The sequence below is a fragment of the Acinetobacter sp. NBRC 110496 genome (genome assembly GCF_000876115.1).
Taxonomy (GTDB): Bacteria; Pseudomonadota; Gammaproteobacteria; order Pseudomonadales; family Moraxellaceae; genus Acinetobacter.
Map to the genome: position 1 here is coordinate 151,163 of NZ_BBTF01000001.1, position 20,795 is coordinate 171,957.

General features: G+C 40.1%; 23 protein-coding genes. 16 read left to right on the plus strand and 7 right to left on the minus strand.

Going from position 1 to position 20,795, the window contains the following annotated elements; translation table 11 throughout:
* Positions 1-10: 10 nt before the first annotated feature.
* The 4 genes from thiS to Aba26S_RS00820 all read right to left on the minus strand — a co-directional run bounded on the left by thiS (position 11) and on the right by Aba26S_RS00820 (position 1,932).
* The gene (gene thiS / locus Aba26S_RS00805; protein ID WP_043969766.1) at positions 11-208 is read right to left on the minus strand and encodes a sulfur carrier protein ThiS; all 198 of its coding nucleotides are present in this window, start codon (positions 206-208) and stop codon (positions 11-13) included.
* A gap of 9 nt (positions 209-217) precedes the next feature.
* Positions 218-583, minus strand: coding sequence for a DUF423 domain-containing protein (locus Aba26S_RS00810; RefSeq protein WP_043969767.1), 366 nt, complete (start codon positions 581-583; stop codon positions 218-220).
* Positions 584-690: 107 nt separating this feature from the next.
* Positions 691-1,560 carry an RNA polymerase sigma factor RpoH gene (gene rpoH, locus Aba26S_RS00815; protein WP_005241906.1) on the minus strand — a complete coding sequence of 290 codons (870 nt, stop codon included), beginning with the start codon at positions 1,558-1,560 and terminating at the stop codon, positions 691-693.
* 132 nt (positions 1,561-1,692) lie between these two features.
* Complete coding sequence (locus tag Aba26S_RS00820; protein WP_043969808.1) at positions 1,693-1,932, minus strand: sulfurtransferase TusA family protein; 240 nt, start codon at positions 1,930-1,932, stop codon at positions 1,693-1,695.
* A gap of 357 nt (positions 1,933-2,289) precedes the next feature.
* Between Aba26S_RS00820 and Aba26S_RS00825 the strand changes: the two genes are divergently transcribed.
* The 3 genes from Aba26S_RS00825 (at position 2,290) to fba (ending at position 4,997) form a co-directional block, all read left to right on the plus strand.
* Entirely contained in the window at positions 2,290-2,502 is a 213-nt protein-coding gene (locus tag Aba26S_RS00825; RefSeq protein WP_004911569.1) for a cold-shock protein, read from the plus strand.
* Positions 2,503-2,604: 102 nt separating this feature from the next.
* Positions 2,605-3,756, plus strand: a complete 1,152-nt coding sequence (gene rhlB, locus Aba26S_RS00830; RefSeq protein WP_005241904.1) for an ATP-dependent RNA helicase RhlB — start codon at positions 2,605-2,607, stop codon at positions 3,754-3,756.
* Between the two features lie 203 nt (positions 3,757-3,959).
* Positions 3,960-4,997 (plus strand): class II fructose-bisphosphate aldolase, encoded by a 1,038-nt coding sequence (fba, locus tag Aba26S_RS00835; protein WP_005241903.1) that lies wholly within the window; start codon positions 3,960-3,962, stop codon positions 4,995-4,997.
* Between the two features lie 100 nt (positions 4,998-5,097).
* On the opposite strand, the gene Aba26S_RS00840 is transcribed toward fba, so the two are convergent.
* Together Aba26S_RS00840 and Aba26S_RS00845 are read right to left on the minus strand one after the other, a co-directional pair.
* Positions 5,098-6,411 (minus strand): peptidylprolyl isomerase, encoded by a 1,314-nt coding sequence (locus tag Aba26S_RS00840; protein WP_043969768.1) that lies wholly within the window; start codon positions 6,409-6,411, stop codon positions 5,098-5,100.
* On the minus strand, positions 6,411-8,873 hold the full coding sequence (locus Aba26S_RS00845; protein WP_043969769.1) for an LPS-assembly protein LptD: 2,463 nt from the start codon (positions 8,871-8,873) through the stop codon (positions 6,411-6,413). Before Aba26S_RS00845 ends, Aba26S_RS00840 begins: the two co-directional genes overlap by 1 nt.
* A 118-nt stretch (positions 8,874-8,991) precedes the next feature.
* On the opposite strand from Aba26S_RS00845, the gene Aba26S_RS00850 reads away from it, so the two are divergent.
* The 13 genes from Aba26S_RS00850 (at position 8,992) to Aba26S_RS00910 (ending at position 20,074) form a co-directional block, all read left to right on the plus strand.
* Positions 8,992-10,005: an aminoglycoside phosphotransferase family protein gene (locus Aba26S_RS00850; RefSeq protein WP_043969770.1), complete on the plus strand. Its 1,014-nt coding sequence runs from the start codon at positions 8,992-8,994 to the stop codon at positions 10,003-10,005.
* Complete coding sequence (murU, locus tag Aba26S_RS00855) at positions 10,005-10,694, plus strand: N-acetylmuramate alpha-1-phosphate uridylyltransferase MurU (RefSeq protein ID WP_005241899.1); 690 nt, start codon at positions 10,005-10,007, stop codon at positions 10,692-10,694. The genes Aba26S_RS00850 and murU overlap by 1 nt, the downstream gene beginning before the upstream one ends.
* Positions 10,695-10,934: 240 nt before the next feature.
* Positions 10,935-11,570, plus strand: a complete 636-nt coding sequence (gene rsmG / locus Aba26S_RS00860; protein ID WP_005241898.1) for a 16S rRNA (guanine(527)-N(7))-methyltransferase RsmG — start codon at positions 10,935-10,937, stop codon at positions 11,568-11,570.
* A gap of 18 nt (positions 11,571-11,588) precedes the next feature.
* Positions 11,589-12,371: a ParA family protein gene (locus Aba26S_RS00865; RefSeq protein ID WP_005241897.1), complete on the plus strand. Its 783-nt coding sequence runs from the start codon at positions 11,589-11,591 to the stop codon at positions 12,369-12,371.
* Positions 12,368-13,255: a ParB/RepB/Spo0J family partition protein gene (locus tag Aba26S_RS00870; protein WP_005241896.1), complete on the plus strand. Its 888-nt coding sequence runs from the start codon at positions 12,368-12,370 to the stop codon at positions 13,253-13,255. Before Aba26S_RS00865 ends, Aba26S_RS00870 begins: the two co-directional genes overlap by 4 nt.
* Before the next feature lie 100 nt (positions 13,256-13,355).
* On the plus strand, positions 13,356-13,985 hold the full coding sequence (locus Aba26S_RS00875) for a MotA/TolQ/ExbB proton channel family protein (RefSeq protein ID WP_005241895.1): 630 nt from the start codon (positions 13,356-13,358) through the stop codon (positions 13,983-13,985).
* Positions 13,986-13,999: 14 nt separating this feature from the next.
* The gene (locus tag Aba26S_RS00880) at positions 14,000-14,428 is read left to right on the plus strand and encodes a biopolymer transporter ExbD (protein ID WP_005241894.1); all 429 of its coding nucleotides are present in this window, start codon (positions 14,000-14,002) and stop codon (positions 14,426-14,428) included.
* A complete protein-coding gene (gene msbA, locus Aba26S_RS00885; RefSeq protein ID WP_043969771.1) occupies positions 14,425-16,152 on the plus strand; it encodes a lipid A export permease/ATP-binding protein MsbA in 1,728 nt (575 codons plus the stop codon). Before Aba26S_RS00880 ends, msbA begins: the two co-directional genes overlap by 4 nt.
* Positions 16,153-16,154: 2 nt before the next feature.
* Positions 16,155-17,162 (plus strand): tetraacyldisaccharide 4'-kinase, encoded by a 1,008-nt coding sequence (gene lpxK, locus Aba26S_RS00890; protein ID WP_043969772.1) that lies wholly within the window; start codon positions 16,155-16,157, stop codon positions 17,160-17,162.
* Between the two features lie 9 nt (positions 17,163-17,171).
* A complete protein-coding gene (gene kdsB, locus Aba26S_RS00895) occupies positions 17,172-17,933 on the plus strand; it encodes a 3-deoxy-manno-octulosonate cytidylyltransferase (RefSeq protein ID WP_043969773.1) in 762 nt (253 codons plus the stop codon).
* A gap of 2 nt (positions 17,934-17,935) precedes the next feature.
* Positions 17,936-18,919, plus strand: a complete 984-nt coding sequence (locus tag Aba26S_RS00900) for a hypothetical protein (RefSeq protein ID WP_005241890.1) — start codon at positions 17,936-17,938, stop codon at positions 18,917-18,919.
* 183 nt (positions 18,920-19,102) lie between these two features.
* Positions 19,103-19,408 carry a hypothetical protein gene (locus tag Aba26S_RS00905; protein ID WP_005241889.1) on the plus strand — a complete coding sequence of 102 codons (306 nt, stop codon included), beginning with the start codon at positions 19,103-19,105 and terminating at the stop codon, positions 19,406-19,408.
* 156 nt (positions 19,409-19,564) lie between these two features.
* On the plus strand, positions 19,565-20,074 hold the full coding sequence (locus tag Aba26S_RS00910) for a hypothetical protein (RefSeq protein ID WP_005241888.1): 510 nt from the start codon (positions 19,565-19,567) through the stop codon (positions 20,072-20,074).
* Between the two features lie 55 nt (positions 20,075-20,129).
* Here the strand turns inward: Aba26S_RS00910 and Aba26S_RS00915 are convergent, their stop codons facing one another.
* Entirely contained in the window at positions 20,130-20,633 is a 504-nt protein-coding gene (locus tag Aba26S_RS00915; RefSeq protein ID WP_043969774.1) for a hypothetical protein, read from the minus strand.
* Between the last annotated feature and the right edge of the window lie 162 nt (positions 20,634-20,795).

Consider the following 20,795-nt stretch of genomic DNA (forward strand, 5'->3'; position numbering starts at 1 on the left):
TTTTAGCCAATTAGCCGCCACCAACAGCTTGAATAATTTCAATACGATCTTCAGAAGCAATTGCGGTTTGCTCAAGTCTACTTTTCGGAATAATCTGTTGGTTCTTCTCTACAGCGAAGCGTTTGCCTTCTAAGGCTAAGCTTTGAATCAATTGCTGTAGGTTTTCACAAGACGTGTCTGTTGACTCGCCATTTAAATAGATGTGCATGATCAATCCTTATTTCGCATGCTTGATTGCTTGCCATGCGAGTAACAACCAGCCCGCAATCATAAATGCGCCGCCAATTGGGGTAATTGCACCTAAGATTCGAGGCAGGCCGAGCGCCATAATGTACAACGAACCGCAGAAAAAGATGATACCAATTTGGATCAAAATAAAAGGAATTTTTATTGGGAAGGTTGCTGTGGTTTTATGCAGGACACCCAAGATAAGCAAACCAATCGCATGATAGAAAAAGTATTGAGTTGCTGTACCCCACCAAGCGAGCTGCTCTGGGGTTGCAAAAGATTTGAGTCCATGAGCACCAAAAGCACCCAACATAACTGCAAGCGCAAGGTTAAGCGCCGAGATAGCTATCCACATAATGATAATGGAACTGGAAATTTGATGAACAAAGTTAACATATTCGAGGGCTTAAACAAAGCCAGATAAAACAAAAGGGCATTAAAGCCCTTGTGTTTGTATTGGTTCTAGCTCGCAGACATTGCAGTCTTGATTTTCTCCATTGCATTTTTTTCAAGCTGGCGAATTCGTTCTGCGGAAACGTTATATTCAGCAGCCAGTTCATGCAAAGTCGATTTATCATCATCTAACCAGCGGCGTTGTAAGATATTACGAGAGCGATCATCAAGCTGTTCCATTGCCTCGTGTAAGGCAGAGGTACTTTGCTCTTCATAATCTTCTTCTTCAATGAGGCGCGCAGGGTCGTAACGATTATCTTCTAGATAAAGTGCAGGAGCAGTATGTGGTGTATCGTCATCATCATCACCTTGTGCTTCAAAAGCAGCATCATAAGCGGTTAAACGACCTTCCATTTCGAGCACTTGCTCTGGTGTGACGTTCAAATCATTGGCAATTGATTTCGCTTCTTCCAAAGTGAGTCGTTTGCTTGATTTTTTAAGGCTACGTAAGTTAAAGAATAATTTACGTTGTGCCTTGGTCGTTGCGATTTTGACAATACGCCAGTTACGAATCACATATTCATGTATTTCGGCTTTAATCCAGTGCACAGCAAAAGAAACTAAGCGAACACCCATATTCGGATCGAAGCGTTTTACCGCTTTCATTAATCCGAGGTTACCTTCTTGAATAAGATCACCTTGTGGTAATCCATAACCTGCATAACTACGTGCAATATGTACGACAAAGCGTAGGTGTGACATTACCAATAGTTTGGCAGCATCAAGGTCTTGGTCATAATAATAACGCTCAGCAAGTTCTTTTTCCTGCTCGGCCGTTAAGATTGGAATTTGATTGACAGTACTGATATATGCACCAAGGTTTACACCTGGCGCAGACAATGACAGGGGCATCAATTGATTGCTGCTGTCAGTAGTCATGGAGTCTCCTTATAGGATGATATTTGAGTCAACAATTTCATCTTAATGCGAATGTTCTTCATCACTAAGGAAATTTGAGTATAGAAATGTAAATTAAGCAATTTTATCTTTAACCAAGAGTTTAGCAAAGAATTACATAGATTCAATTAAATAGTGAAATTCATGGTCTGAAATTTTCTGTGTATGGCATTGAAGTTGTTGGATTTTGCAATATCGTGTTACATCAATTTCGCTGTGTGGATCAGAAGATTTCAGTAAATATTGTTTTGAACCTTCAGTTTTCTTTAACGCGCGTTTCAACATGAGTAATGGCATAGGGCAAGGCTGTCCGAGTGCATCAATTATTTCAGGAGAATTGGGGGTATCAGTCATATGCATTTAAATTGTTTCATTCAAAATTATATTAACAAATTTTTGCGTAATTTTTGAGAGAAAAATTTCATTAAAAAAATAGCTAAATTAGTGAAAAAAACAGATAGAAACTAGGGAAATAACTAAAAATAATTCTATTAATTGTCATAAACCCGTGATAAGCTCGATGCGTTTTAGGAAGAGTTTAATGCAATATTATTGTAATAAACCCTAATAACAAATGGATGTAACCGGAAATTGTTGATAGTTTTACAGAATGATTACAAGCTTTAAAATTATAAATATTTTAAAACCTTGTTGGCTCTGCTGTTTGCAACACCGGAAGGTCCTTATCTTTCAAAATCTGAGGATTGACTTATGACAGCTCGTGAACAAGGCGTAGTAAAGTGGTTTAACGACACTAAAGGCTTTGGTTTTATTCAACGTAATGGCGGTGATGACGTATTCGTTCATTTCCGTGCAATTGTTGGTGAAGGTCACCGTTCTTTACGTGACGGCCAACGCGTAGAATTCAGCGTAGTTCAAGGACAAAAAGGTTTCCAAGCTGAAAACGTTCAGCCTTTAGACTAATTTGTTGCCTTATACGCAATATAAAAACGCTCCAATGTAATTTGGGGCGTTTTTGTTTATAATAGCCACTTTCTTTTGATCACTGATGGTTCGAGAGCATATATGACGTCTGGTTTTGAAACCTTAAATTTACATCCGCAGTTGAAGAAAGCGATTGATGCTTTGGGTTTTACACAAATGACCCCAATTCAACAAAAGGTTTTAAAATATACATTGGCAGGGCATGATGCCATTGGTCGAGCGCAAACAGGTACAGGTAAAACTGCGGCCTTTTTGATTAGTGTGATCAATGATCTACTTAATAATCCAGTGAAAGAACAACGTTTCCGTGGTGAACCACGTGCGTTAATTCTAGCGCCAACACGTGAGTTAGCATTACAGATTGAAAGTGATGCACAAGCATTAACGAAATTTTCAAATTTGCACCTCGTAACGCTGTTGGGTGGTGTGGATTTTGAAAAACAAAAGAAAATGTTGGATCGAAACTTCGTTGATATTATCGTGGCAACGCCAGGGCGTTTGATCGATTTTGTTGAACAAAAAGAAGTTTGGTTAGACAAAATTGAATTTCTGGTGATTGATGAGGCTGATCGCTTACTCGATATGGGCTTTATTCCATCGGTAAAACGAATTGTCCGTTATTCGCCATTCAAAGAGCAGCGTCAAACCTTAATGTTCTCTGCAACATTTAGCTATGATGTTTTGAATCTTGCACGTCAATGGTTATTTGAGCCTGTAACGGTAGAAATTGAACCTGAACAAAAAACAAATAACGATGTTGAACAACGTGTTTATGTGGTTGCGAAGCAGGATAAATATAAGTTGTTGCAAGAAATCTTGCGTGAAGAACCAATTGATAAGGTGATGATTTTTGCGAATCGCCGTGATCAGGTTCGTCGTTTATATGATCATTTAAAGCGTGATGGTTATAAGGTCGGGATGTTATCTGGTGAAATTGCACAAGATAAACGCCTGAAAATGCTCGATCAGTTCAAGCAAGGTAAGAATAATATTATGATTGCAACCGATGTTGCAGGTCGTGGTATCCATGTCGATGGGGTTTCGCACGTGATCAATTTCACCTTACCTGAGCAATCAGATGATTATGTACATCGTATTGGCCGTACGGGTCGTGCGGGAGCGCAAGGTGTCAGTATCAGTTTCCTGTCTGAAGATGATGCATTCTATTTACCTGAGATTGAAAAAGCGATTGGTAAAAAATTACCATTAACGCGTTTAGAAGGTTATTGCTAAGTCTTATAAGGTATTTGATTAAGACGATAAGATCTTCTTTGAAAAGACCAAATCATCACATGATTTGGTCTTTTTGCTTATTTCATAAGGTTTGCTACTCAAATTACACAAAAGACTGAAGATTTTTTTATAATTCCTGTGATTAGTTGCTGAATTGAAATACATCAGCATGTAGAATATGGCGCATTACCTGGGAGGATATTATGGCTCTAATCTCAATGCGCCAGCTCTTGGATCACGCTGCAGAACATAACTACGGCGTACCAGCATTTAACGTAAACAACTTAGAACAAATGCGTGCAATCATGCTCGCTGCGGATGCAACAAACTCACCTGTGATCGTGCAAGCTTCGGCGGGTGCACGTAAATATGCGGGTGCACCTTTCTTACGTCATCTTATTTTAGCTGCGATTGAAGAGTGGCCACATATTCCGGTGGTAATGCATCAAGATCATGGTACAAGTCCAGATGTTTGCCAACGTTCTATTCAATTGGGCTTTAGCTCGGTGATGATGGATGGCTCATTGGGTGCAGATGGTAAAACACCAACAACATACGATTACAATGTAGATGTAACTCGTCGTGTTGTGGCAATGGCGCATGCTTGTGGTGTGTCGGTTGAAGGTGAGATTGGTTGCCTAGGTAGCCTTGAAACTGGTATGGCTGGCGAAGAAGATGGTGTTGGTGCAGAAGGTGTGCTTGACCATTCTCAGTTGTTAACTTCTGTAGAAGAAGCAACTCAATTCGTTGCAGATACCAATGTCGATGCCTTGGCAATTGCAGTGGGTACCTCGCATGGTGCGTATAAGTTTACTCGTCCACCTACGGGCGATATCTTGGCCATTGACCGTATTAAAGAAATTCATGCCGCGTTACCAAATACACATCTTGTTATGCATGGTTCAAGCTCTGTACCACAAGAGTGGTTGGCTGTGATTAACCAATATGGTGGTGATATTAAAGAGACTTATGGTGTACCTGTCGATCAGCTTGTTGAGGCGATCAAGCATGGTGTGCGTAAGATTAATATTGATACCGATTTGCGTTTGGCGTCTACAGGCGCAATGCGTCGTATGATGGCTGAGAAACCAAGCGAGTTTGATCCGCGTAAATTCTTCGGTGAAACTGTTGAAGCAATGAAAGAGATCTGTGTTGCTCGTTACGAAGCATTTGGCACAGCGGGTAATGCGAGTAAGATTCGCCCAATTTCTTTAGAGAAAATGGTTGATCGTTACAAGTAATCTAAGCGTTATTTGTGAAATGAAAAAAGCGGCCATAGCCGCTTTTTTCATTTGTGATTTAAAAAAATACCAGCAATTTGCTGGTATTTTTTTAAATCAATTATTTTTGCTTTGCTTTGGAGTCTAGATTGGCATCTTTAATTTCAACATAGGCGTTTGCACGTAGCTCTCGCATCCAGCTATCCACCTCAGTATCAAATAAGCGTTCACCTAAAATCTGACGTGCCATACGTTCTTGCACTTCTTTGGTCATATCTTGTTGGCGTGTATCCGTCACTTGCAGGATATGCCAACCAAATTGGCTTTGGAATGGTTTGCTAATTTGTCCGACAGGGGTGTCTTTCATCACTTTTTCAAATTCAGGGACCATAACGCCCGGGCTAACCCAGCCTAAGCTACCGCCATCACGCGCCGAACCTGTATCATTTGAGTAGGTTGCAGCCAGTGTTGCGAAGTCTTCACCTGCTTTAGCGCGGTTGTAAAGGCTATCGATCATTTGTTTCGCACGATCTACACTGACAACTTCAGAAGGTTGAATCAAAATATGGCGGGTCTGATATTGCGGAACCAAGGCCTTCTGATCGTTTTGCTTACGTTCAAGTAATTTTAATACATGTACGCCATCACGAACATTGATTAACTCTGTGGTTTGTCCAATTTGGAGTGGTGCAATACGTGCCGAAAGTTCAGTTGGGATTTCTGCGAGTGAGCGGAAGCCCATATCTGCACCATCGACCTTAACTGAAGCTGTTGATAGCTTAGAGCTGATCGCTTTTGTATCATCACTATTTGTTAACGATTGTTTAACCTGTTGAGCAACTTGCTGTACGTCCTTCTCATTTTCTCCAGAGATACGCATATGTAATACGTGGACCTGTGTGCCAAGGGCAGCTTGACCTTCAGGAGATTTTAAGAAGTTTTCGACATCATGATCACTGATTTTGATACGAGACATAACCTGTTGTTGGCGTAAACGTCCTATAGCAAGGTCTTCGGCAACACGGTTACGTAAATTTTCATAAGTTCCTGGTGCGATTGAATCCAGCTTTTGCTGGAATGCTTCAAGTGAGTTTGCAGCTGATTGATTCGCGATTTTTAAAACAGCCGCATTTAAACTTTTTTCGTCAGGTTTGATGCCATAACGTTTGACTTGCTCTAATTGAGCTTGACGAATAATCAGTTGATCCAGTACTTGCATTTGTAAATACTGTTGTGGCGGAATTGTTTTATTTTGCGCCTTTAACTGATGCTCTGTTTCAGCAACTCCTTGTTCTAAATCACTTTTAAGAATGACACTACTATCAACAATTGCAACAACCTCATCCGTTGGTTGTGCAAAGCTGTGCATTGATGAAGAAATTAGGGCAGCGAGAACAGTCGCTTTAAAGATATGTTGAAAAGGTTTTATCTTCATTAACGTTGTGTCCAAGATTGATTAATTTTGTCGAAACCTAAAACTCTATTCTCAAGCAGAGAAGCAAGTTTGTTGTTTAAAGCACCTAGGCCTTTGAGAGTGAATTCAGCCATAACAGCATTCTTTTTATGAACGCCTGGGGTGTTTGGATCATCTAAATCATTGTAGTAAGAACGACCATAGACGGATACAGCCCAACAACACGACTCGTAATTTACACCGAGTAAATATTCACGCATAACATTGTTGTCGATATCATATTGGGCATGGCCCATGATACGCCAATTGTCCTTCACAGGTTGTATAAAGGATGCAACAACTTGATCGTAGGCATCTTGTCGGTCTGTAATTTTTTTTCTATAGAAATAACCCAGATTGTAAAGATTACCTTTGTCACCCGTATAGTACGCTTGTAAATCTCGTTGTGCGTTGTCACCATTTTCTGTCCATGCGGAGTTGGAGCTGATGGTGACATTTTGGTTGAGTTGACTAGAAAGACTTACAATAGGTCCAGTACGGCGCTGAGTGTCGAACTCATCCAGTTTTTCGTTTAGGCTGACACGACGGTCACTAAAATAATAGCTTTGACCAATACTGGCTTTAATTCGTTCTAAACCTTCAGTGTCTAACAAGCTATAGGTAATACCAAGCGATAAGAAATTGTTGTCATCTAAGCGGTCATGCCCATAAAAGCGATATGGGTTGAACAGTTGATCATAATTGACCGAGGCTGTCGTTGAGTCAAAGTTTGGATTGTTGTCTTGGTTTTTATATGGTGAATAGGCATAGAAAGCGCGTGGAGAAATACTTTGAAGGTATTTTCCATCTTTTTCAAATGTTAGACCTGTTGCAAAAGTAAACTGAGGTACGACAACAGATTTTTCTTGGTTGTCAGATCTAAGGTTTGCTTTGGTATCTTGGTCGTAATAGGTATTAATACTCCGAACAGATACTTCAGGAACTGCATAGAACCAAGATGGCGTGAGATAATTATATCGAACTGCAAACTGGTTATAGATACGCGTACCACTTGACTCAAGCGCAGAGCCATCATTGATCGATTTTTTAAAGTAAGCGGTATCGTTGTTAAACTCGTATTGTAGCCCTTGTGGGTCACCTGTAACGTAGTTTAATAAAAATTGAGGCAATCGAGCATATGGCTTATTTGCATCAGGGATCGTTTTATCGAGTGTCTGGAAGTCTTCAACTTTCAATTGAGCTTTTAGACCTGGAATACCATTGCGATAATTCAGTTCCCAGGCTCGACGTAAGTTGAGATCGGTTCTTGTATTTGGGTTGTGATTGAAATCCGCAAAATAGTCTTTATCAGAAGCGTAATTATATTCTAAATTAGTTGACCATTGATCATTAATGCTCCAGTGATGAAGGAAGTGTAAGTCATCACGATTTTCATCACCATATTGCTTATCTTTAGCAATATATCCGCCCCAAATACGGCCCGAACCAAAGTTTTCCGTCATATAACGGAATTCAGCATCTAGTTTTTCGCCACGCTTGCTCATATAGCTTGGTGTTAGCGTAAGATCGTAGTTAGGTGCAAGATTGAGATAAACTGGTGTGGCAAGTTGAGCCCCGCCATCATTGCTATAGCCGAAAAGTGGGCTGAGCAGGCCAGTAGTACGGCGATCATCAATTGGGAAGTTGAAATAAGGGACTGCAAGTACAGGTACGTTTTTCACATAAAGTTTTGTACCACGAGTGACACCGCGCCCCGTATCCTGATTTAATTCAATTTGTTTCGCTTGAATTTTCCAGGCTGGTTTCTGTTCTGGTGGGCAAGCTGTATAGCTCGCATCTTTTAAAATAACTAAATTTTCATTGGCACGTTTAATCTGGCTTGCATGTCCGTGTGCATGCTGTTGTTCAGAAATGTAGTAACTATTATTTAAATCGCCTGTCTGGGTCTTTAAATTATAGTTAATTTCATCACTTTGGCTGAGTAAGCCAGATTGGGCGAGTTGAACACGACCTTCGGCATTGGCATAGGTTTGGGTTGAATCAATAGTAACTTGATCTGCACGAATCGTACGACCTTCTTGATCGATTACGACGTTGCCTTGTAGGACTGAGTCACCTGTAGGGTTGTAATGTCCATAATCAGCAGTAATGACAGAAGTCGTGGTGTTTTCGTTGCCTGCTTTTGTTTGGGGATTAATTGGAGTGACCCAAGTCCCTTGGCAAAAGGAAGAACTTAAATAACGATTATCACGTAACTGTGCTTCTGGCGCAGATTTATCTACATAATATTGCTGGAAAAAGCTTTCCCCAGGATAACTTTCTTGATCTTGCTGTCCTTGATTTCGAATTGCTGCTTTGAGCTGTTTGTTGTCAAGCGTAGAGACAGCATCAGCTTGAGCTGCGAAACCAGACTGGATCGAGCCGCCACACAAGAGTGTCAAAATAGCTGTTGCTAAAGGATTAAATTTAAACTGATGTTTCATTGTCTCATTAACCAGTACGCTAATTCACAATTAATTATTGTCGCATCATAGAGAAAAAGTTGATAAGTGGCTACACTTAAGCTTTCAAAATCTCAGCTAGTTTTAGATTTTATTGCAAATGAATACACAACGTGAACAATTGATACAAACTTGGCTTCAAGCCACTCTCCAATCTGATCAATTTGAGATCAATTTTTTAGCAGGAGATGCAAGCTTTCGTCGTTATGCGCGAATTGGATTACAAAACAAAACATACATGCTTATGGATGCGCCTCCTGAAAAAGAAGATTGTGCACCATTTGTAAGTATTGATGAGTTTTTTGACAAACATGGTGTGCGTGTTCCGCATATTATTGCGAAAGACTTAGCACATGGTCTGTTATTGCTGGAAGATTTTGGTGATGTTGTACTTTCGACACTGCTCACAGATCACACGGTTGATCAGTACTACGCACAAAGCTTTAAGCAGTTAATAGCGTTGCAACAGGTCGATGGTCATGGGCAATTGCCAGCTTATTCATACGAAAAGTTAATGACTGAAATGCGTTTGCTAACGGATTGGATGTTGCCTTCACTGAATATTCAACCGACAGAGCAGCAGTTGGAAACAATTGAACAGGCATTTGATTTCCTTGCGATTGAGGCAACTCATCAACCACAAGTGATTGTACATCGTGATTTTCACAGTCGTAACTTGATGAAAATTGAAAATGAGCAAGAGCTTGGCGTGATTGATTTTCAGGATGCCGTGATTGGTGCGGATACCTATGATTTGATTTCGATTACACGTGATGCTTATGTACAGTGGAATGCTGAGCGTGTATATGAATGGTTTGAGGTGTTTTATAACTTATTACCCGCGGCAGCAAAAGAAAACCGTAGTTTTGAGCAATTCAAGCGAGATGCGGACTTGATGGCAATTCAGCGCCATTTGAAAATTTTAGGTATCTTTGTACGCCTGTTTGAACGTGATGGTAAATCTGGTTATTTAAAAGATTTACCACGTGTGATGTGGTATTTGCTTGAAGAAAGCCAAGGCTATGATGAACTGAATGATTTCATGCAGTTTATCCGTGATGTAGTCATGCCGAAATTTATTGCAAAATATGGTGATTACGAGGTTGCAGCATAATGAAAGCCATGATTCTAGCTGCAGGCTTGGGTAATCGCATGCGGCCTTTAACATTACATACCCCTAAACCTTTACTTGAGGTTGGGGGAAAACCACTGATTGTCTGGCATATCGAGAAACTTAAAGCGATTGGCGTGACTGAGATCGTGATTAATACGGCTTGGTTGGCTGACAAGCTCGTGGCGGCGCTTGGTGATGGTTCGCAATTTGGTGTGACGATCTTATGGTCGCATGAAGGTGAGGGGTTGGAAACGGCAGGTGGCATCATTAATGCTTTACCTTTGCTGGGTGATCAGCCTTTTATCTTGGTGAATGGTGATGTCTGGACCACGATGGACTTTTCTTCATTGCTCAGTGTTCAGTTAGATGGTAAGCAAGCACATTTGGTGCTGGTGGAGAATCCACCACAGCATTTGAAAGGTGATTTTATTCTTGCGAATAATCTAGCTTATACTTTTGAGCAGGAACAGTTTGGTGAGGCATTAACTTATAGTGGTGTTGCGATATTTGATCCACAGATGTTTAATGGATTGGAAAACGGTAAACGGCCTTTAGCACCATTACTGAAACAAGCGATGCAACAGCAGCAGGTTTCAGCTGAAAAGATGCAGGCAATTTGGGTGGATGTTGGTACACCAGAGCGTTTGCAACAACTGGATCAGCAAATCCAACAAGGTGTATTTGCATAAGGTTATGGCTTGTTTATGGCATTTTAGCCGATAGCACAATGCACGGCTGAAATGTCAATAGCCCTAAGAAAAATGCTTTGTCTATCTGTGATTTGCATAAGAACAGACAAAAAATTAGCGGATTGTGCAGTTTATCATGCTTGTAAATGTTTAACTGCATAATCGTTCAACAAGTCCTACTGTGCCTTGTATCAGAAATCGGTATACTGCACAGCAAATTTATCGAGATGTTGCACTGTTATGCATCCTTTTTTTCAAGAATTAAAGCAAGGTAGTCAAGCTCTGGGTTTAAACCTGAGTGAGGATAGCCTAACACTCTTATTGAAATATCAAGATGCTCTAGTGCTGTGGAATAAGGCCTACAACTTAACGGCGATTCGTGAGCCGAAAGAAATGTTGGTTAAACATTTGTTGGATAGTTTAAGTATCTTAAATGATTTACCACAAGGCCGTTTACTGGATGTTGGGACAGGTGGCGGAATGCCGGGCATGATCATTGCTTTATGTCAGCCAGAACGTTCTTGTGTATTATTGGATTCAAATGGGAAAAAAATTCGTTTCCTGAAGCAGTTTATTGCTGATTTGAAATTGAAAAATGTTATTGCTGTGCAAACACGTGTTGAAAATGAAGACAGCATTGGCGAGTTGGGGCAGTTTGATGTGATTACCAGCCGGGCATTTGCTTCGTTGACTGACTTTGTGGATGCGGCACAACCTTATATGCATGAGCAGAGTATTATTGCTGCAATGAAAGGCTTGGTGCCAGCGGATGAAGTTGAACAGATGAAAGATGAGTATTCATGTAAGATCATTGAACTTCGTGTCCCGAGATTAGATGAACAACGTCATTTACTTTTACTTCAACGCATTCAATAAAAATATTAAGAGGAAGTCATGGCTCAAATTATTGCGATTGCAAACCAAAAAGGTGGTGTCGGAAAAACCACGACAGCAGTCAACCTTGCTGCTTCTTTGGCGATCTTGAAAAAACGTGTCTTGCTGGTCGACATGGACTCGCAAGGGAATGCCACCATGGGGTCTGGTATTCAAAAGAATGATTTACTTTATTCTGTGACCGATGTGTTGTTGGGTGAAGTGCCGATTGAAACTGCCATTCAAAAAGCAGAAGTAGGTTATAAAGTACTTGGGGCAAACCGAGAGCTTGCTGGCGTAGAGTTGGCGATTGCAGAGCAGGAAGGACGAGAGTTTATTCTTAAAAATGCATTGCAAGAGGTCGATGCTGCCTTTGACTATATTATAGTGGATTGTGCACCAAGCTTAAGCCTGATTACGGTGAATGCCTTAGCTGCGGTTAATGGTGTGATTATTCCAATGCAATGCGAATATTATGCCTTGGAAGGTTTGGCTGATCTCACTCAAACGATTGATCGTATACAAAAAGCCCTTAATCCAAACTTGGAAATTGTTGGGGTATTACGTACCATGTATGATGCTCGGAATGCATTGACACGTGATGTGTCAGCAGAGCTGGAGCAATATTTTGGTAAAAAGTTATATGAAACGGTCATTCCCCGAAATATTCGTTTGGCAGAAGCGCCCGCGCATGGGTTGCCAGTGATTTATTTTGAGAAAAGTTCTAAAGGCGCTGTTTCATATTTGAACCTAGCCGCTGAAATGTTGAAGAAAAGTAAAGTGAAAAAAGGAAGTGCGGTATGAGCATCAAAAAACGCGGATTGGCTAAAGGTCGTGGTTTAGATGCGCTATTGGGTTCAATTCAAAAAGAAAAATTGCAACTTGAAGCACAAGCCTTGGATCATGGTCAACTCAAGCAAATTGATGTCAATTTATTGAAGCGTGGCGAATACCAACCACGTCGCTTTATTCAAGAACAAGATTTACAAGAGCTTGCCGCATCGATTGAAAAACATGGCGTGATGCAACCGATTGTGATTCGTCCTGTCGACGATGAACAACACCCCTATGAAATTATTGCAGGTGAGCGACGCTGGCGTGCGGCACAATTAGCAGGGTTAACAGAAATTCCTGCAATTGTGCGTGACTTAAATGATCAAGTCGCGATTGCTTTGGCATTGATCGAAAATATTCAACGTCAAGATTTGAATCCGATTGACCAAGCGGTGGCTCTACAACGTTTCCATGATGAGTTTGGTTTGAGCCATCAAGAAATTGCAGATACTGTTGGCAAAGCGCGTACGACAGTCAGTAACTTATTACGTTTACTCAGCTTGGCAGATCCAATTAAAGATTTGATGCAACAAGGTCAGATTGATATGGGACATGCCCGTGCTATTTTGGCTTTGAAAGCAAAAGATCAAATCGCGGTTGCACAGATCGTGATTGAAAAAGGTTTGTCGGTACGACAGACTGAACAGTTAGTTCGTGAGTGGAGTGAACCAAAACCTGAAAAAGAAAAGGTTCAGGTATCTCCTGATATTGAACAGTTGACTCTGAAGCTGTCAGAGCGTTTCGGGGCAAATGTGAAAATTGACCATAACCAAAAAGGTAAAGGGAAAATGGTCATTCATTACCACTCATTGGATGAGTTGGATGGAATCCTCAATATTTGTTTACCTAACTAATATTAAGGATTGGGTTCCTTTATCGGGTCTGTAAAGATAATTGAATGATGAACGAATCCTGTTCCATCCTTTTATATTTTAAATATTATTGGGGAATAATATGTGGGAACTTGTGAAAGCGGGTGGTTGGTTAATGCTGCCCCTTATTCTCTCATCAATTTTTACGGTTGCCATTGCACTTGAACGATACATTCGTTTAAAACGGTCACAAGTTTTACCGCAAGTTTTGCTTATCAGTGGTTCTGATGCCGAGTCGGTGATTCAACATTTACAACAACAGGAAGCATCAAAAAGCCCGTTAGGTCGTATTTTAAAAGCAGGTTATGACCATCAAGATCAGGGTGAGCAATTTGCGCGTGCTCAGATGGAAGCAACCGCATCTCAAGAGATTAGTCATCTTGAAAAAAATATTAACTTCTTGGGAACTTTGAGCGCGATTGCTCCTTTGTTGGGTTTGCTGGGAACAGTGCTCGGGATTATTGAATCTTTTTTAGTGATTGATGTCGGTTCAGCGGGTAATGCCAGTATGATGATGCCAGGTATTTCCAAAGCTTTAATTACGACTGCTGTAGGGATGCTGATTGCGATTCCTGCAATGATTGCTTATCGTTATTTTCAACGAGTAGTACATGAGTATGTTGCCGAATTAGAACAGCAATCAACACTATTTCATGCTGCACTTTTTTATAAGAAAGCAGCTTATGCACATGAACATCGTCGTGCAAGCTAAGCCGAGGTGTTCATATGAAATTTAAACGCTCTCAAGTTGAAGATATTCATATCAATTTGACACCAATGATTGACTGTATGTTATTTATTTTGGTGTTTTTATTATTATCGACGACATTTAGTCAGCAAAGTCGTATAAATCTGACATTACCCGATGCACAAGGTGTTCCGCCTAAACAATTCGATCACAAAATTGAAATCATGGTAGACTCCACAGGACATTATTCTGTTAATGGTCAAGCTTTATCAAGCAAGGATATTGCTGATTTAAGCACGGCTATCAAGCAGATTGCACAAGATCGTCGTGATTTTATGTTCATTATTGCGGCTGATGCCAAAGCTGCGCATCAAGACGTGATTCGCGTGATGGATGTTGCCGGTCAACTCGGTTTTGTTAACGTCAATATCAGCACCAAGGTTCCAACAAGAGGTTTTACTGAGTGAATCAGGATTTTAAGGTTTATGTCCGTTTAATATCGTATTTAAAATCTTATTGGGGCGTTGCCTTATTAGTCTTGCTTGGTTTCGGAATCAATGCAGCGACAGAAGTTTCTGTGGCAAAACTGTTGAAGTACATTATTGATGCCATTCAAGAAGGTAGCCGAACAAATCTGGATTGGTTTCCAGCGCTAATTGTTTTATTGATGTTTTTCCGTGGTTTTGGTCTATTTCTCGGTGGTTACTTTTCTGCGGTGATTTCACGCAGTTTGGTGTTTAGCATTCGCCAGGAAGTTTATGCAAAACTTTTAAGGCTCCCATCACAATATTATCTTGATAACAGTGCGGGTCATATCAGTGCGAAACTGATGTATAACGTAGAGCAGTTAACAGCAGCGTCTTCCGAATCTCTGCAAACATTGATTAAAGATGGTTTGATTGTTGTTGGTTTATTGAGTTATTTACTTTATACCAATTGGCGTTTAACCCTATGTATTGTGGTTTTTATGCCATTTATTGGTTTGCTGGTGAGAATTGCATCGAAAAAGATGCGGAAACTGTCGATCCAGGTCCAAAATACCATGGGCGATGTCAACCACGTGGTACAAGAAACCATTACAGGAAACTCTGTTGTAAAGAGTTTTACCGGTGAAGCGTTTGAACAGAAGCGTTTTTATAAGTCTTCTGAGGAGAACCTGCGCCGCGGTTTAAAAATGGTGGTGGTACAGAATATTAATAGTCCGATCATTCAACTGTTATTGTCGATGGCAATGGCAATCATTTTGTGGTTGGCTCTACGTCCACAGGTATTGGGTGATACATCTGCAGGTGAGTTTGTCTCTTATATTACTGCAGCAGGTTTAATTTCAAAACCAGTAAAAAACTTAACTGATATCAATGAAAAGCTACAACGTGGTTTAGCCGCAGCACATTCCGTATTTGAATTGCTGGATATGCCTGAAGAAGTCAATAACGGACAGCTTAAACCAGTCTTACACGGTAATATTAAATTTGAGCATGCGAATTTGCGTTATGAAGATGGCACGCATGCAATTAAAGACTTCTCTTTGGATATCAAAGCAGGACAAACTATTGCATTGGTAGGACGGTCTGGCGCAGGAAAAACCTCACTGGTGAATATGTTGCCACGCTTTCAAGAGTTAAGCGAAGGGAAAATTTATTTTGATAATATTCCTGTTCAAGATATTGAATTGTCGTATTTGCGGTCACAAATTTCGACAGTGAATCAACAGGTCGTACTTTTTAACCGTTCAGTGCGTGATAATATTGCTTATGGTCAGCTACAAGATGCGACTGATGAACAGGTTGTTGCAGCCGCTAAAGCAGCATTTGCACATGATTTTATCATGAACTTGCCACAAGGTTATGACACGATTCTTGGGGCACAAGGCCTGAATTTGTCAGGTGGTCAGCGTCAGCGTATCGCAATTGCAAGGGCGATTTTAAAAGATTCTCCGATCTTGATTTTGGATGAAGCGACCAGTGCACTCGATAATGAATCTGAATATTTCATCCAACAGGCATTTGATGAAGCCATGCAAGGACGTACTACAATTGTAATTGCACATCGTCTTTCAACAGTTGAAAATGCAGATATGATCGTAGTCATGGATAAAGGGCAAATTATTGAACAAGGGACACATGCTGAATTGCTTGCCAAGCATGGTATGTACTATCAACTACATCAACGCAATTTTGAGGAAAATTAAGCATGTCGATGGCACAGCGGATTCAGGATGCTTGGAATGAACAGGCTTCGTGGTTAGTGCTGTTGCGCCCATTGTCATGGTTATATCGACTCGGTTTTTGTGCGAATCAGGCGCTGTATCAACATGGAATTAAGCCTGTTTATCAAGCGCCAGTGCCTGTTATGGTGATTGGAAACATTACAGTTGGTGGTAGTGGTAAAACACCGTTATTGATCCAGTTGGTTAAGTACTTACAGCAGCATCATTTAAAAGTTGGAGTAATTAGCCGTGGTTATGGTGGCACAGGCCCATTTCCACTTTTGGTGACGAAGGGTTCAGAACCTGAGGCTACAGGGGATGAACCTTGTCTGATCGTACAATCGACCGGTGTAGCGATGGCTGTTGGGCCAAACCGACAAGCTGCTATTGAGTTGCTTCTTGAAAATGAAAAACTTGATCTAATTATTAGTGACGACGGCCTGCAACATTGGGCTTTAGCGCGGCAAATCGAATGGATTGTATTGGATCAGAATCGTGGTTTAGGCAATGAAAAACTCTTACCTGAAGGATATTTGCGTGAGCCCAAATCACGCTTAAAAAAAAGCACCGTGATTGCACATACTAAAACTGCACAAGCACAAAGAAATATGCATTTAGCAGTTGGGGAACCTTATCTGTTAAATCCTGATGTAGAGACGAAATGGTTTGATGCCAGTCAGTACTTTAATGCAGTTGTTGGCATCGGCTTTCCACAGCGTTTTTATCAAACTTTGAATACCTTGAAGGTGCAGCAATATCAGGCCCATGAGTTTCCAGATCATCATGATTATGAGATTGCTGATCTAACTTTCGATAATCATGATGCGATTATTACCACTGAGAAAGATGCGGTAAAGTTCAAGGCATTATTAAAGCAAAACTCTGAATTTAATATTCCAATCTGGGTTGTACCCGTTGAGGCTGTTTTATCATCTGATTGCTATGATTTGCTGAAGTCGCAACTACAGCAAGTTGGTATTCAATTTTCTTAGAGAGCGACCATGAAACATATTGTTATTCCGGCTCGTTTTGCGAGTTCTCGCCTGCCTGCAAAACCCTTATTGCTTATTCATGGCCGCCCAATGATTTTGCGTGTGGTTGATCAAGCCAAAAAAGTTGCTGGCTTTGATGACCTTTGTGTAGCGACAGATGATGAGCGGATTGCTGAAGTATGCCGTGCAGAAGGCGTTGATGTGGTCATCACCAGTACAGAGCATCCTTCAGGTACAGACCGTTTAAGTGAGGTTGCGCGGCTGAAGGGATGGTTGCAAGATGATATTATCGTCAATGTACAGGGGGATGAGCCATTGCTACCAGCACAGCTTGTTCAGCAGGTTAGCCAACTTTTGGTCGACAATCCGCAGTGCTCAATGTCAACACTATGTGAACCGATTCATCAGCTGGATGAGTTTCGGCGAGATAGTATTGTCAAAGTGGTCATGAGTAAGCGTAATGAGGCGCTATATTTTAGCCGTGCCACTATTCCATATGATCGTGATGGTGCGAAACTGGCTGAGCCAACATTGCATGATCAAGCTTTCCGTCACTTAGGTTTATATGCTTATCGTGTTAAATTACTGCAAGAGTATATCACTTGGGAACAGGGGCATCTTGAGAAATTAGAAAGTCTAGAGCAACTGCGTGTACTTGAAAATGGTCATCGTATTGCCATAGCCGTTGCAGAAGCCAATTTACCACCAGGCGTTGATACGCAAGCGGATCTGGATCGATTAAACACTATGCCTGTGAGTGCCTTTCAATAATTATGGTCGATATTCAATCTACGGTGAAATATCCTTGGCATACCCAAACATGGGAATTGTTAACTACACGGTTTCCTGAGCTTGGGCACGGCCTTTTGTTTTATGGAAAGCAAGGCTGCGCAAAAAAAGAGTTTGCGGCGCGATTTGTGGCTTGGGTTCTTTGTTTGAATAAGCAAGTGCAGGCTGCTTGTGGTGAATGTACGAGTTGCCAATGGTTAAAGTCTGACACTCACCCAAATTATGTGCATATCACCACGGATGAAGAGAATAAAAAGCAAAATGCTAAAATTAAAATTGAAAAGATTCGAGATTTACTCCCATTTGTTCAGCAAACAGGAGAAGGTTGGCGTGTTGTCGTTATTGAGCCTGCTGAAGCATTAAATACGGCCTCGGCCAATGCATTACTTAAGACGTTGGAGGAACCTGGCGAGAAAGTGGTACTGATCTTATTGGCTGATCATTACTTAAAACTTCCAGCAACGATTCGAAGTCGATTACAGCATTTTGCTTTAGATCGATTAACGATCTCAGATGCACAAGCATTTATAAAACAGCAAATTCCTGAAATTAGTGCTGAGCAAGTTTCTTTATTGCTGAACCTTGCCAATGATATGCCTTTAACGGCTATTGAAATTGAAAAGAGTGAATGGCTACAGAAACGTGCCTTATTTCTACAGGATTGGCTTAAGTTGGTTGCCGAAAAGAATATGCCTTTAAACTATTCAAATAAGTGGTCTAAAGAATTAAATTTCGCTGAATGGATAACTATGTTTGAATATCTGTTAGGGGATTTGATTAGTTTAAAGTTGAATCAATCATTAAAGAATGATGATTTGGATTTTAAGCCACTGGCTGAGTTTTATAGTTTAGAGACACTCTTTACGATTTATTCTGATTTACAGAAGAAAAAGTTAATGATTGAGCAAAATGTACAAACCCAATTGGTTATGGATGAGTTGTTTATTCAGCTAATGAACGTTGGTTAAGTTGGTTTAAAAAATATTTTAATTAAATTTATATGCTTAGCTCTGTTTTCTAATCTGTGGAGCTATCTTTGTGGTGATTATGTAAGCTTTGTATATAAATTGTTCTTCGCTCTTTAATCCTTATAAAATGTATATAAAATGTGAGTTACTTCACAATAATATTAAAAAATAAGGAATATAGAGATGAAAATAACATTTATCGCGTTTGCTTTATCATTTTTAATGATACCAAGCATTGTAAGGGCAGAACCAAAATTTGTATCAAATATTAATGGCTCTTCATTTGTGATTAATGCTTCAAATATAGGATCTCAGGCCTATGAATGTATTTATAACTATTCTTTCAATCATGATCGTGGCTCAGTAGCGAATCAGTTTAGTGGTAAATTTTATATTGAAGCTGGGGTGAATAATATTTCAGTCATTTCAAGAAATACTGATCGAATGATTAGCACCTTGGATTTTGATTATAAATGTACCGAAAAATAGAAAATTCTTTTTTTGATTTTTAGGAAAGAGCTGCTCATACGGGTGGCTTTTTTTATTGGAAAAATCTCCTTAGTCGAGTGTTAAAAATTCACATTTTTAAGTAAATATGTTATTTTTTCACATGGCGTTTTGCTAGATATGCTAGGGAATTGAGATATGCAAATAAAAACACTTTTAGTCGCTTTGGGCTGTCTGTCATTGAGTGCTTGTCAGACTTTGGATTCAGCAATGTCAGCAACGGATGGAATTTTAAATAAAACTGGAGATATTTTGAGTGGAGACTTCCGTGGCTTAGGGCCTGCTAAGAAGGCAACTCTGTCAGAAATTTGGAGAGATTGGCAACAGAATGAAATTACAGCAAAGCGAAAGTGGGATGCACAGCGTCTTGAAGTACCTGGAATCATTACACGTATTACTAAAACAGGTGAGGTGATTTCCCAAAACCAGATTGCGATTATCTTTAAAGATCCAAGTAATGCGAAATGTAAAGGACAGGGATTGACTCGTGATGATTTAAAAGTGAATACCGATAAAATCAGTAATTTAAAGGTTGGTGATCGAATTACGGTGACTGGTGTGTTGGGAACGACTGAATCAAAATGGGCAACTCAAGGTGAATGCTGGTTCTCCTTTGATAAAGCTGAAATTGTTAAAGCATCAAAATAGTGAATGTGATAGATATAGCAAGCAGGCCTTGCTATATCTCATTGAAATCATTGTCTTATGGGTTGAATTTTCCATTCTCATCTTCATGCTCTGCTGCAATGGGTGTATGGTAAATTAGATTCAACTGATTGTTTTTGAGTAGATAGAATTTTTTGGCATAAATGTCTTTTCCATTCACTTTGACAGAACCATGTGTGATCAATAGCAAACTGTTGGGTTGGGTATCAATCAATTTTTCTCCGGTTTCGCCTCCGAATGTCTGTAAAATTTTACCAGTTTTTTTGCTAATTAAGGTGAGGCTATAACACATTGCATCACAGCCCCAACCAACTACTACATATTCTCCAGCATAATCTGGTCTTTCTGTTAGGCCTTGTGATAATCGTGTTCTAAATAAACGGGCATAGTCATCAGTCATATCCAGTTGAGCCGTGGGTCCTTTGTACATCCGAACAGGGTAGTCGGTAAATTTAGGTTGTTTTTTCAAGTTTTCAGCATAGAGCATGGAGGTACTCAGCAAGAAAAAGCTACAAAATACCGATAGGCCTATTCTTTTCATGTTCAAACTCCTTTTCTTTAATTTTTTCAGTTTAAATTGAACTAAAAGATTTAAACCGAACTGAAGAATTGTCATATGAATTTAAATATTTCTTTTTAGACTACATGACTTGTTTAAATAAAGTTCGGATTGTCTACTTTACTCTGCTTTTACCTAAACATT

Coding starts and splice junctions, on each gene's coding strand:
- thiS (WP_043969766.1), bottom strand. CDS start 208: ATGCACATCTATTTAAATGGCGAGTCAACAGACACGTCTTGTGAAAAC.
- Aba26S_RS00810 (WP_043969767.1), bottom strand. CDS start 583: ATGTGGATAGCTATCTCGGCGCTTAACCTTGCGCTTGCAGTTATGTTG.
- rpoH (WP_005241906.1), bottom strand. CDS start 1,560: ATGACTACTGACAGCAGCAATCAATTGATGCCCCTGTCATTGTCTGCG.
- Aba26S_RS00820 (WP_043969808.1), bottom strand. CDS start 1,932: ATGACTGATACCCCCAATTCTCCTGAAATAATTGATGCACTCGGACAG.
- Aba26S_RS00825 (WP_004911569.1), top strand. CDS start 2,290: ATGACAGCTCGTGAACAAGGCGTAGTAAAGTGGTTTAACGACACTAAA.
- rhlB (WP_005241904.1), top strand. CDS start 2,605: ATGACGTCTGGTTTTGAAACCTTAAATTTACATCCGCAGTTGAAGAAA.
- fba (WP_005241903.1), top strand. CDS start 3,960: ATGGCTCTAATCTCAATGCGCCAGCTCTTGGATCACGCTGCAGAACAT.
- Aba26S_RS00840 (WP_043969768.1), bottom strand. CDS start 6,411: ATGAAGATAAAACCTTTTCAACATATCTTTAAAGCGACTGTTCTCGCT.
- Aba26S_RS00845 (WP_043969769.1), bottom strand. CDS start 8,873: ATGAAACATCAGTTTAAATTTAATCCTTTAGCAACAGCTATTTTGACA.
- Aba26S_RS00850 (WP_043969770.1), top strand. CDS start 8,992: ATGAATACACAACGTGAACAATTGATACAAACTTGGCTTCAAGCCACT.
- murU (WP_005241899.1), top strand. CDS start 10,005: ATGAAAGCCATGATTCTAGCTGCAGGCTTGGGTAATCGCATGCGGCCT.
- rsmG (WP_005241898.1), top strand. CDS start 10,935: ATGCATCCTTTTTTTCAAGAATTAAAGCAAGGTAGTCAAGCTCTGGGT.
- Aba26S_RS00865 (WP_005241897.1), top strand. CDS start 11,589: ATGGCTCAAATTATTGCGATTGCAAACCAAAAAGGTGGTGTCGGAAAA.
- Aba26S_RS00870 (WP_005241896.1), top strand. CDS start 12,368: ATGAGCATCAAAAAACGCGGATTGGCTAAAGGTCGTGGTTTAGATGCG.
- Aba26S_RS00875 (WP_005241895.1), top strand. CDS start 13,356: ATGTGGGAACTTGTGAAAGCGGGTGGTTGGTTAATGCTGCCCCTTATT.
- Aba26S_RS00880 (WP_005241894.1), top strand. CDS start 14,000: ATGAAATTTAAACGCTCTCAAGTTGAAGATATTCATATCAATTTGACA.
- lpxK (WP_043969772.1), top strand. CDS start 16,155: ATGTCGATGGCACAGCGGATTCAGGATGCTTGGAATGAACAGGCTTCG.
- kdsB (WP_043969773.1), top strand. CDS start 17,172: ATGAAACATATTGTTATTCCGGCTCGTTTTGCGAGTTCTCGCCTGCCT.
- Aba26S_RS00900 (WP_005241890.1), top strand. CDS start 17,936: ATGGTCGATATTCAATCTACGGTGAAATATCCTTGGCATACCCAAACA.
- Aba26S_RS00905 (WP_005241889.1), top strand. CDS start 19,103: ATGAAAATAACATTTATCGCGTTTGCTTTATCATTTTTAATGATACCA.
- Aba26S_RS00910 (WP_005241888.1), top strand. CDS start 19,565: ATGCAAATAAAAACACTTTTAGTCGCTTTGGGCTGTCTGTCATTGAGT.
- Aba26S_RS00915 (WP_043969774.1), bottom strand. CDS start 20,633: ATGAAAAGAATAGGCCTATCGGTATTTTGTAGCTTTTTCTTGCTGAGT.